Annotated in this window: 1 protein-coding gene; it reads right to left on the bottom strand. The window is 66.9% G+C overall.

The genetic code is table 11. The features are described 5' to 3' along the window. Positions 1–185 (bottom strand): DUF1275 family protein (locus KBI52_RS32365; RefSeq protein WP_371823080.1); only part of this gene is annotated, 185 nt, incomplete at its 3' end. Positions 186–245: the final 60 nt, after the last annotated feature.

Genomic DNA, 245 nt, shown 5'->3' with positions numbered 1-245 from the left:
CCGACCAGCACCAGACGGACTGCTCCCAGCGCGAGATGATCGGCCATGGCGGAGAAAATCCCGGACATGTGCGATGTGTACTGCCCGATCGCCAGGAAGCCGCCCGCGTTGGTGGCGCCAGCCACGAAGGTGAGAACCAGGCCGAGCTGCGTGTCGGCGGCTCCGGTTCGCTCGGCGGAGACGATCCGGCGGGTGAGACCGACATAGTGAACAGCCACGCCGCTTCGCTGCCTGGACGTTCGGTG

This window comes from Microvirga sp. HBU67558 (assembly GCF_018069605.1).
Taxonomy (GTDB): domain Bacteria; phylum Pseudomonadota; class Alphaproteobacteria; order Rhizobiales; family Beijerinckiaceae; genus Microvirga; species Microvirga terrae.
Note: the sequence above shows the minus strand (reverse complement) of the source record. Positions and strands in the feature narration are given on the sequence as shown.